The following is an 11,747-nucleotide window of genomic DNA, read 5'->3' as shown; positions in this document are numbered from 1 at the left end:
GATTACAGCTCTTACAATTGTTCAATTTATTAATAAAAACTATTTAAACAAAAAAATCAACAATCTAAAATCAAGCATATTTTAAAATGCACAACGGGTAACAGTATTTTATTTCTAGGAAAATCTTTAGGGATAAACTCTTCTAATTTCGAAATGTCAATTTTTTCATTTTGCCAGAAATGTTCAATTTTCATAAGTCTATCCAAATCCTTCCATAAGATCAGCCTACCTAAAAATCGGGAATAGTATTGGGTGATATCAATTCTTATTTTTTCAATTCCAACATGATATTTCCTGAGATCAGAACGAAGCACTTCGTCAAAGTCAGATAAGATTTTGCAACAGTATAAAATTTCATCCTGTTTTAAAGAGAAAATTGTAAAAACTATAGGTTTTAGCCTATTAAGTAAGTTTTTTTCTTCGGGTATAAAATTGAAGTTTTTAAAATCAGTTTCAGGCAAATGAAAATTATTGATGATATATTGTGCTACCAGATTGGGAGATATAATATTTTTAAAATAATCCTGCAATTTATCCCACGTGGTCCATCGGTTTCTGTCAAGCGAGAGATCAACCAATCTGAGATAGGCATACAAGAATAATAATTGTGAATAGTTAATTTGAATTTTTTTCATCATAAAATATAACTTCAAATGTAAGAACATTATTTTTGAGATTGAATAAAATAATATTTATTGATAACAAATGACATGCATTAAATAATTAAAGCTTTCACCCATTTTAGAAAAAATCTCTACCTTTGTAACAATGAACCTCTTAAGATGGATACTGGCAATTTATTTCATGGCGCTATCATTGATGCCATGTGAAGACACGTCCCATCCGTTGAATTCAGGAGATAATAAGATTACATTAAGTATTCATGGTGTTCATTCTACAGAAAAAGGAGATATCTGTTCTCCACTGTGTGCATGCAGCTGTTGTCAGATAACAGTTTCAGCATTTAAAATGGACCCTTTATTGGAAATTCCGGAGCAGATTCCCGCTTACTTTTCAAAGAAGATCCTATTCCACAAAAACGACTTTGCTTACCAGATTTACGATCCTATCTGGCAGCCTCCTAAGATTTAATTTTTATTGACTTTTAGAAAGCCTATGCTTTCTGATACTTAACTGTGCTTGAAACTTTGCAATACCATTGCAGAGGTTTTCAGGATATTTTTGCTGCAGCATTGTAATGCTGTGAGCATTTATTTTCAATAAAAATTAAATATCAATTGTGTTAGATAAAATCATAAAATTCAGTATCAAAAATAAGGTTATCATTGGTCTGATGACTCTGGTACTGATTATCTGGGGAACATGGAGTGCCACCAGATTACCTATAGATGCTGTGCCGGATATCACCAACAATCAGGTGCAGATCATTACCGTATGTCCTACACTGGCAGGGCAGGAAGTAGAACAGCTGGTTACCTTTCCTATTGAACAGAGCATTGCCAATGTTCCCGATATTCAGGAAACAAGAAGTATTTCAAGATTTGGACTTTCTGTCATTACTGTGGTGTTCAAAGAAAATGTAGATGTTTACTTTGCGAGACAGCTCATTAATGAACAGCTGAAAAATGCCGTGGAAGAAATTCCCAAAGGAGTGGGAACTCCTGAACTGGCTCCCGTAAGTACAGGTCTTGGAGAAGTATATCAGTATATTCTTCACCCTAAAAAAGGAAGCGAAAAGAAATACAATGCCAAAGAACTCCGCACCATGCAGGACTGGATCGTTCGAAGACAGCTGAACGGAACACCGGGAGTGGCGGAAATCAATAGTTTTGGAGGTGAATTAAAACAGTATGAAGTGGCTATTGATCCCAATCGTTTAAAGGCAATGGGAACCAGTATCACTGAAATATTTACAACCCTTGAAAAAAATAATCAGAATACGGGAGGAGCTTATATTGATAAAAAGCCCAACGCCTATTTTATCCGTGGAATTGGTTTGGTTACTTCTTTGGAAGACATTAAAAACATTGCGGTTAAAAATGAAACAGGAAGCGTTCCGATTTTTATAAAAGATGTTGCCGATGTTCGCTTAGGAAGTGCCGTTCGTTACGGAGCCTTAACTTATGATGGAAAGGTAGATGCTGTAGGTGGAGTCGTGATGATGTTGAAAGGAGCCAATAGTAATGAAGTGGTAAGCAATATCAAAGCAAAAATTCCAACCATTCAGAAATCTCTTCCCAATGATGTTATTATAGAACCATTTCTGGACAGAACAGACCTTGTAGACAGAGCCATCAATACCGTACAGAAAAACCTCATTGAAGGAGCACTAATTGTAATTTTCGTTCTCGTTATTTTCTTAGGAAACCTGAGAGCCGGACTTATCGTAGCTTCAGCCATTCCACTTTCCTTGCTTTTTGCATTGGGAATGATGAATGTTTTCGGAGTAAGTGCCAATCTGATGAGCCTTGGAGCGATAGACTTCGGGTTGATTGTAGATGGTGCCGTGATTATTGTAGAAGCTACATTACACCATTTAGGCGTAAGAAAATCTACCCGTGCTTTGACACAGTCTGAAATGGATGAAGAAGTATTCCTTTCTGCCTCAAAGATCAGAAGCAGTGCAGCTTTCGGAGAAATCATCATCCTTATTGTATACATCCCGATTCTTACCCTGGCAGGCGTAGAAGGAAAAATGTTTACCCCAATGGCAAAAACAGTAGGATTCGCCATTCTGGGGGCATTGATTCTTTCCCTGACCTATATTCCGATGATGAGCGCTTTGTTTTTATCTAAGAAAATATCACACAAAGAAACCTTCTCTGATAAAATGATGAACAGCCTGCAAAAGGTGTATCAGCCATTATTACAAAAAGCCATTAAAGTAAAATATATAATAGTTTCTGCAACAGCTATAGTGTTCCTTATTTCTGCTTTTATCTTTAAGAATATGGGTGGTGAATTTATTCCACAGCTGCAGGAGGGAGATTTTGCCTTCCACTGTATTTTACCGCAGGGAAGCTCACTCAGCCAGAGTATAGAAACCTCTATGCAGGCATCAAGGATTATCAAACAGTTTGATGAGGTGAAAATGGTAGTTGGTAAAACCGGTTCCGCTGAGGTTCCTACAGATCCGATGCCACCTGAAGCAACCGATATGATCGTAGTATTAAAACCACAAAGCGAATGGAGAACCAAGAAATCCTACAACGAACTCGCGGATGAGATCAGTGAAAAGCTGGAAACTATTCCTGGGGTATTCTTTGAGAAAAACCAGCCTATTCAGATGCGTTTTAATGAGCTGATGACCGGAATCAGACAGGATGTTGCGGTGAAAATCTTTGGTGAAAATCTTGATTCTTTAGCGGTGTATGCTGATAAAGTTGGAAAAATTATTCAGACGGTAGATGGAGCTACGGCACCTCAGATTGAAAGAGTGAGCGGTCTTCCGCAGATCAATGTTCAGTATGACAGAACAAGAATAGCCAATTACGGATTGAATATCGAAGATGTCAACAATGCCGTAAGTACAGCCTTTGCAGGAAAAGCTGCCGGACAGGTGTTTGAAAATGAAAGACGTTTTGATTTGGTTGTCCGTCTGGACAGTCTTCACAGAACAGATATTTCAGATGTGAATAACCTGATGATTACTTCCGCTACCGGAGCCCAGATTCCATTATCGCAGGTTGCTAATATAAGTTATAAACTGGGACCCGCACAAATTAGTCGTGAGCAGGGAAAGCGTAGAATTGTGATTGGCTTCAACGTAAAAGGTCGTGATGTGGAAAGCGTAGTAAAAGATATTCAGACAAAACTGAATAAAGTAAAACTTCCTTCCGGATACTACTTTACCTATGGAGGACAGTTTGAAAACCTTCAGGAAGCCAGCAAACGTCTGATGATTGCTGTTCCGGTATCGTTGCTTCTGATTTTTATGCTCTTGTATTTTACCTTCCGTTCATTCAAACAGGCTGCACTGATTTTTACAGCTATTCCTATGAGTGCGATTGGTGGTGTATTTGCACTTTTAGTAAGAGATATGCCGTTCAGTATCAGTGCCGGAATCGGATTTATTGCCCTTTTTGGAGTAGCGGTTCTTAACGGAATTGTTTTGATCGGAACATTCAATCAGTTAGAAAAAGACGGAGAAACAGATATTCTGAAAAGAGTATTTGAAGGAACAAAAACCAGATTAAGACCTGTATTAATGACGGCGACAGTAGCTTCATTAGGATTTTTACCAATGGCTATTTCCACCGGAGCCGGAGCAGAAGTACAGAAGCCTTTGGCGACAGTAGTGATTGGTGGCTTGGTAACAGCTACATTCCTTACTTTATTCGTTTTGCCGATGCTGTATATCATTTTTAACACAAAGATTTTGAAAAGAAAAAATAATAATAATGGAATAATTACTGCTGTTTTAGTTGTAGGATTCATGATGCTGGGACAGACCTTTAAAGCACAGTCAAGACCAATTTCTGTAGAACAGGCGGTAGAGCATGCAGTGAACAATAATTTAACGTTACAGTCAAAAGATTTAAGTATTAAATCAGCTGAGGCATTAAGACCAACTGCGAAAGAACTCCCGAAATTAAGCTTTGAAGCTCAGCTTGGGCAATACAACAGTCCAAGGTTTGATCAGTCGTTTGCGATCTCACAAAGTATTCCTTTTCCAACATTATTTAAAGCAAGAAAAGATTTAATCAATGAGAATATTAAAAGCAAACAGATTGATAAGGAAATTACAGCCAATGAACTGATAAAACAGGTGCGGACTTACTATTATCAGATTGAATATCTTCAGTATAACAAAGCTCAGCTGACCAGTCTGGATAAATATTATGAAGAGTTTATCCGAATTGCAACCGTGAGATTCAAAGCAGGTGATATTAAGAAGATCGAAATCAGTACTGCAGAAACCCAGAAAGGAGAAATTGATCTGCTGCTCAGACAAAATGAAGTTTTTTTGAATAACGCTTACAAGAATTTAAAAACGCTGATGAACACGTCAGAAGATCTTGAAATTCCTTTTAATAAAGATTATGTTCCTTTAAAAGCAGAAAATGTACTCGACAGTGCTGTGGTTGCCAACAATCCTACGGTGAAAGCTTTTTATCAGGAAATGGAAATTGCTGAAAAAAATAAGAAAGTTGAAAAATCACTCGGGCTACCGGATTTCAGTTTAGGATATACCAACCAGTCTTTGATAGGCCTTCATACCATCAACGGACAAGAGAATTTTTATAACTCAGGAAAACGCTTTCAGTCGGCAACAGTCGGCGTAGCCATTCCATTAACATTTGGTGCTACGAAAGCAAGAATCCAGGCGCTGGAATATGAAAAACAGGTCGCTGAAACCAATGCTAAAATGCAGCAGAAACAGCTTTCTGCTCAGTTGGAAAATGCTTTCAGTCAGTATCAGCAAGATTTACAGCAGTATGATTACTATACAAACCAGGCGTTGCCTAACGCAGAGAAAATCGTAAAAGCAGCTCAGTTAGGATATAAAACAGGAGAGATTTCCTATGTGGAATATCTTTTTGCCCTGCAGACGGCCACAAATATCCAGTTGAAATATCTGGAATCCATCCAGCAGGTGAACCAATCTGTAGTTACTATTAACTCCATTATAAACAAATAATATGAAAACGCTGTTCATAAAACTTTCTGCCGGATCAATGAAAACGAAGGCATACAGCATCAGACAAAATACATTTTTACTTATGAAACTTAAATATAATATCATCCCTCTTATCCTGATCTCAATCTTACTAACAAGCTGTGGAAAAAAAGAAGCTTCGGAAGAAAAAGCTCCTGAAAAAACAGAACAGAAAGAGCAGGCGCATGAAGAAGCTCCACAAACTATAGCTTCGCTCACAGAAGAGCAGATGAAGTCTGTAGGCGTTGCTTTGGGAACTGTAGAAATGAAAGAGCTGACATCCACCATAAAAGCCAACGGTTTGCTGAGTGTACCCAACAGTAATAAAGCCACAATCACTTCCCTGTATGGAGGAATCATCAAAACCATCAATATTCAGGTAGGAAGTATCGTGAAAAAAGGACAGGTCATTGCCACCATTGCCAATCCGGAATACATCCAGCTTCAGGAAGATTATCTGACTACCAACAGCAGAATAACCTACGCAGAACAGGAATACAGAAGACAGAGAGAGCTTTTTGATAATGATGCAGGAGCCAAAAAAAACCTTCAGAGTGCCGATGCTGAGCTTAAAACCTTAAGAACAAAAAGAGCATCTCTTTTAAAACAGCTTCAGATGATGGGAATAAGTCCCGGAAAAGTAAGCAATGGAAACATGAAATCAGGTTTGGTTATTACGGCACCTATCAGTGGAACGATCAGCAGTATTACCGCACAGATCGGAAGCTATGTGGATATTTCTTCTCCCGTAGCCACAGTGATTGATAATGGTTCTATTCACCTCGATCTTCAGGTATTTGAAAAAGATCTTCCTAAAATGAGAGTAGGGCAGATTGTTCATTTTAAACTGACCAACAATCCGGAAACCGAATATGATGCAAGAATTTACAGCATAGGATCTTCTTTTGAAAACGAAAGTAAAACCATCTCTATGCACTGCGAAGTAATCGGGAACAAATCCGGATTGATTGACGGAATGAATATCACCGGAATTGTAAGTCTTGATAAAAGTACAACCCCGGCAGTTCCTACAGAGGCCATTGTAGAAGCAGATGGGAAATATTTTGTATTTGTTCAGACCGATAAAAAAGTGGAAGAAGAACACGAAGAAAAAGGGAAACCCCATCCGAAAACCTTAAACTTCGAGAAAATAGAAGTGGTAAAAGGAACTTCCGATATGGGATATACCGCGATAACTCCCGTAGGGAATATTCCTGACAATGCAAAAATAGTGGTAAAAGGAGCATTTTTCGTGAATGCGAAACTGGTGAATTCCGGGGGACACGAACATTAATGAACGGAGCCTGAGCCAGTGAAATATCGATTTTTATCCTTAAATTAGAGCTGTTTACGTAATTTTTTATTGAATAAAAACGGTTGGAAGAAACTAAAGATAACCTCACCGAATTTTAATAAATAGTCCAATTATGCTATTAAACAAAAAAATATCAGTCTGGTATTTCATCCGTGAAATAAAAACCCAAATTCTGTTGATCGGAATATTTGCAGTAGCCATCGGTCTTTTGGACATGTTGCCATGGTTTCGCAAGATCTCTCTGCCTTTAAATATTCCAGCATTGTTGGGGACAGCAGTATCATTGCTGCTGGCATTTCGTACCTCCCAATCCTACGAAAGATGGTGGGAGGCAAGAACGGTTTGGGGAGCCATTGTCAATGATTCCAGAACTTTTGTGAGACTGATCATTCAGTTTATGCCGTCAGGAGAAGACAAAACAGTAAAAGAGTTTGCCGAAAGACAGAGTATCTGGACCTATGCACTTGCAGAATCATTGAGAAAACTGCCGTTTTCTGAAAAAGTGCAGCAGTATTTGGATCAACATCAGATCAAAGCAGCCAATATTCCCAACGCAATTCTGGACGAACACTCCAGACAACTGAAAGAAATTGCAGTTTCCAGAGGTCTGACAGATTTTCAGCAGATGCAGTTGAATGATATTATCACAAGGCTCTGCGACAGTATGGGAAAATGTGAAAGACTGAAGAACACAGTTTTTCCACGCTCATACAGTGTTTTAGTTCATATTCTGATCTACGTTTTTGCAGCCATTCTTCCGTTTGGACTCGATGATTCGCAGCTGGTGGTAGAAATTGCCATTACTTTCCTGGTTCCGGTTACATTCATTGCTATTGAAAAAACATCCATCATCATGCAGGATCCGTTTGAAAATAGTCCTGTAGATACACCCATGACTTCTCTGGCACAGACCATAGAAATCAATATCAGACAAATGATTGGAGAGCAGAATGTTCCCCCTAAAAAAGAAAATACATCTTATTATGAAATGTAAATAAACCATACACAATATGGAAAATACACCAACACAAACCATTTCTGCAGGAAGCAGACATAAAAAGAACCTCCTGATTGTTCTCTGCCTTAGCGGAACCTATCTCATTGCTGAGGTAATAGGAGGAATAGTCACCAATAGTCTTGCGTTATTGGCCGATGCAGCTCATATGCTGACAGACGTTGTAGGATTGTTACTGGCATTTATTGCCATCAAGATAGGAGAAAGAAAAGCAGATCCTTCCAGAACATTTGGTTATTATCGGACAGAAATATTAGCAGCTGTAATTAATGCGGTGGTTTTATTGGCTATTTCGATCTATGTTTTGTTTGAAGCCTATCAGCGTTTTCAAAATCCACCGGAAGTACAAAGTAAATCAATGTTGATTGTAGCAGGAATTGGATTGATCGTTAATATTGTCGGAATGATTATTCTCAGAAAAGATTCAGAAGGCAGCCTCAATATGAAAGGAGCCTATTTTGAAGTCCTTTCAGACATGTTGACCTCTGTTGGAGTTATGATTGCTGGTGTGATTATGCTCACAACAGGTTGGTACTATGCCGATCCGTTGATTTCAGCTGCCATCGGACTATTGATCTTCCCAAGAACATGGAAACTGTTGAAAGAAGCCGTTAATGTTCTGCTGGAAGGTACACCCAAAGATGTAGATATTCATGTCCTTCGCCAATCTTTGGAGCAAACTCCCGGAGTGACAGATGTTCATGATCTGCATGTGTGGTCACTGACTTCCAGTGTCAATGCCATGAGCGCCCATATAGTAAAAGATACAGGATATTCTCAGAATCAATTATTAAAAACATTGACAGATACTACTGTTAATAACTTTAAAATTAGTCATACCACTTTTCAGATAGAAGAAGAAGGCTATGAAGAAAATGAAGTCCATCTGTAACAATTTAAAAGCGTACAATGAAAAAAAATATCGAACACAAACTCATTGATAAAAATACCAAACCTACCAGTATGAGGATCTTGGTATATGATTTCTTAAGCTCTCAGGAAGCCGCTTTATCTCTTTCTGAAATAGAAAATCATTTTGATAATGCTGACAGAATCACCATCTACAGAACATTGAAAACCTTTGAAGAAAAAGGAATTGTTCACAGCATTCAGGAAAATACAACCACAAAATACAAACTATGCGAAGACGATTGTGATGAGAAAACACATAAAGACTGGCACCTGCATTTCTATTGTAAGATTTGCAAGCAGACCACCTGCAAAGAAGATATTTCATTCCCTGAAAATATCCAGACCAATTTCAGGATTGATGAAATAAGATTATTTGCCAAAGGAATCTGTGAAAACTGTCTTGAAAGTTTGCAATAGCATTGCATCAGTCTCATCTTTACATTTGTATAAAAATATTCAGTTATGGAAAAATGCTGTAGTACAACCCCCGAAAAACCCGATACAAAAGGACACAAACATAATCATACAGAAGGAGACGGACATGACCATGACGGGCATGATCATTCTCACGACTCCGGAGATCAGACGGTCTTTCAGATGTTTCTGCCAGCTATTATCTCTTTTGTAATTTTATTATTGGGAATTGCCTTTGACAATTATATAAGACCCACATGGTTTACAGGCTGGGTGCGTTTAATATGGTTTCTGGCAGCATATATTCCTGTAGGATTTCCTGTATTGAAAGATGCCTATAAAAGTATCATCAAAGGAGATGTGTTTTCAGAATTCTTTCTGATGAGTATCGCAACCATTGGTGCTTTTGCCATCGGAGAATATCCTGAAGGTGTAGCAGTAATGTTGTTTTACGCCGTAGGAGAAGTATTTCAGTCTATGGCGGTGACCAGAGCCAAAGGAAATATAAAAGCATTATTGGATCAGCGTCCGGATGAGGTAACGATTGTGGAAAATAATCAACCCAAGATTATGAAAGCCAAAGAAGCTAAAATTGGAGACATTATTCAGTTGAAACCCGGGGAAAAACTGGCGCTGGATGGGGAACTGCTTTCAGATTCAGCTTCATTCAACACCGCAGCTTTAACAGGTGAAAGTAAACCCGATACCAAAAATAAAGGCGAGGTTGTTCTTGCAGGAATGATCAATATGAATAGTATTGCTTTAGTAAAAGTAAATACAGCCTATGAAGATAGTAAACTGAGTAAAATTCTGGAGATGGTTCAGAATGCTACGGCTCAAAAGGCCCCAACGGAATTGTTCATCAGGAAATTTGCGAAAGTATATACTCCTATTGTTGTATTTCTTGCCATAGGAATCTGTTTACTGCCGTATTTCTTCGTGAGCGACTATCAGTTCAGAGACTGGCTGTACAGAGCATTGATATTCCTGGTAATTTCTTGCCCTTGTGCGCTTGTAATCTCAATTCCGTTAGGATATTTCGGAGGAATTGGTGCCGCTAGCCGAAACGGAATCTTATTCAAAGGAAGTAATTTTCTGGATAGCATTGCAGAAATTCAGAATGTAGTGATGGATAAAACAGGAACCATGACAGAAGGCGTTTTCAAAGTTCAGGAAGTCAGTATGAGCTCTGAATTTAACAAAGAAGAAATCCTTCAGATGGTCAATGTCTTAGAAAGCAAAAGTACCCATCCGGTGGCAACAGCAATTCACAATTATGTAGGAGATATCAATCACAACATTCCTTTGGAAAATGTAGAAGAGATAGCTGGTCATGGATTGAAAGCGACTATTAACGGAAAAGAGCTTTTGGTAGGGAATTTTAAGCTGATGGATAAATTCAACATCAATTATGATCTGAACCACGCCAATATTGTTTATACGGTAATTGCAGTAGCTTATGATAAAAAGTTTGCCGGATACATCACTATTGCAGACAGCATAAAAGAAGACGCCAAAGAAACGGTAGACAATCTGCATAAAATGAATGTAAAAGCTACCATGCTCAGTGGAGATAAAAGTACTGTTGTGAAATATGTAGCAGATCAGCTGGGTATTGACAATGCATTCGGAGATCTGCTGCCTGAGGACAAAGTAAATAAGGTTAAAGAAATCAAAGCCAGAAATCAAACTGTAGCTTTCGTAGGAGATGGAGTGAATGATGCCCCTGTAGTCGCTTTAAGTGATGTTGGAATTGCAATGGGAGGTTTAGGAAGTGATGCCACCATTGAAACAGCTGATGTTGTGATTCAGGATGATAAACCAAGCAAAATCCCAATGGCTATCAACATTGGAAAGCAAACGAAAAAAATCGTTTGGCAGAATATCATCCTTGCCTTTGCAGTAAAAGCGGTGGTTCTTATTCTGGGAGCAGGAGGGCTGGCAACGATGTGGGAAGCCGTGTTTGCAGATGTAGGAGTAGCATTGCTGGCTATTTTAAATGCAGTGAGAATTCAGAGAATGAAATTTTAAGAAGCAAATAATAAACACAACTCAATTATATTCAATAAAAGCTCTGCTGAATCTCAGTAGGGCTTTTGTTTTTAATTACATATCATGTCTGTCATTCCGTATAAATCCGTATTATGCAGTTGATACTCCCACGGAGTGACAAAGGGACTGTCTTTACTTTCTGTATAAATTATGACAGACCATTAGACAATTACAACAAGTATAAAACTAATACACACAGCTTGTCATTCCGCAGGAATCTCTACAAAAACATATTAAAGAGAAATCAAATCAGTATTGTAATTTTATCGGAGATAAAATCCTAGCGCCTTAAAACAATAAGCATTGGAAAAAACTTGCGCCCTTTAGTTTGTATTATAAAGTTTTTTGAATTACGTAAATTAACTTTATAGTATTAATTAATCCACAAGAAACAGGGTGAATCATTAAGCGCCAAAGGT

Annotated in this window: 8 protein-coding genes; 7 read left to right on the top strand and 1 reads right to left on the bottom strand. The window is 38.1% G+C overall.

Going from position 1 to position 11,747, the window contains the following annotated elements; all coding sequences use genetic code 11:
• Nucleotides 1-56: 56 nt before the first annotated feature.
• On the bottom strand, nt 57-638 hold the full coding sequence (locus BOQ62_RS07880; protein ID WP_129038467.1) for a hypothetical protein: 582 nt from the start codon (nt 636-638) through the stop codon (nt 57-59).
• A 130-nt stretch (nt 639-768) separates the two neighbouring features.
• Here BOQ62_RS07880 and BOQ62_RS07875 point away from each other — a divergent pair, with 130 nt between their 5' ends.
• From BOQ62_RS07875 to BOQ62_RS07845, 7 genes are all read left to right on the top strand, one after another.
• Nucleotides 769-1,092, top strand: a complete 324-nt coding sequence (locus BOQ62_RS07875; RefSeq protein ID WP_129038465.1) for a DUF6660 family protein — start codon at nt 769-771, stop codon at nt 1,090-1,092.
• 148 nt (nt 1,093-1,240) lie between these two features.
• Nucleotides 1,241-5,602: a CusA/CzcA family heavy metal efflux RND transporter gene (locus BOQ62_RS07870; protein WP_129038463.1), complete on the top strand. Its 4,362-nt coding sequence runs from the start codon at nt 1,241-1,243 to the stop codon at nt 5,600-5,602.
• 82 nt (nt 5,603-5,684) lie between these two features.
• The gene (locus BOQ62_RS07865; protein WP_129038469.1) at nt 5,685-6,914 is read left to right on the top strand and encodes an efflux RND transporter periplasmic adaptor subunit; all 1,230 of its coding nucleotides are present in this window, start codon (nt 5,685-5,687) and stop codon (nt 6,912-6,914) included.
• Nucleotides 6,915-7,047: 133 nt separating this feature from the next.
• Complete coding sequence (locus BOQ62_RS07860) at nt 7,048-7,929, top strand: bestrophin family protein (RefSeq protein ID WP_129038461.1); 882 nt, start codon at nt 7,048-7,050, stop codon at nt 7,927-7,929.
• Nucleotides 7,930-7,945: 16 nt separating this feature from the next.
• A complete protein-coding gene (locus tag BOQ62_RS07855; RefSeq protein ID WP_129038459.1) occupies nt 7,946-8,842 on the top strand; it encodes a cation diffusion facilitator family transporter in 897 nt (298 codons plus the stop codon).
• Nucleotides 8,843-8,859: 17 nt separating this feature from the next.
• Nucleotides 8,860-9,279, top strand: a complete 420-nt coding sequence (locus BOQ62_RS07850; protein WP_129038457.1) for a Fur family transcriptional regulator — start codon at nt 8,860-8,862, stop codon at nt 9,277-9,279.
• A gap of 45 nt (nt 9,280-9,324) precedes the next feature.
• Entirely contained in the window at nt 9,325-11,307 is a 1,983-nt protein-coding gene (locus tag BOQ62_RS07845; RefSeq protein ID WP_129038455.1) for a heavy metal translocating P-type ATPase, read from the top strand.
• Nucleotides 11,308-11,747 lie beyond the last annotated feature (440 nt).

The organism is Chryseobacterium sp. CH21 (assembly GCF_004119445.1).
In the GTDB taxonomy this organism is placed as follows: Bacteria; Bacteroidota; Bacteroidia; order Flavobacteriales; family Weeksellaceae; genus Chryseobacterium.
This window is presented reverse-complemented; position numbering and strand designations above follow the sequence as displayed.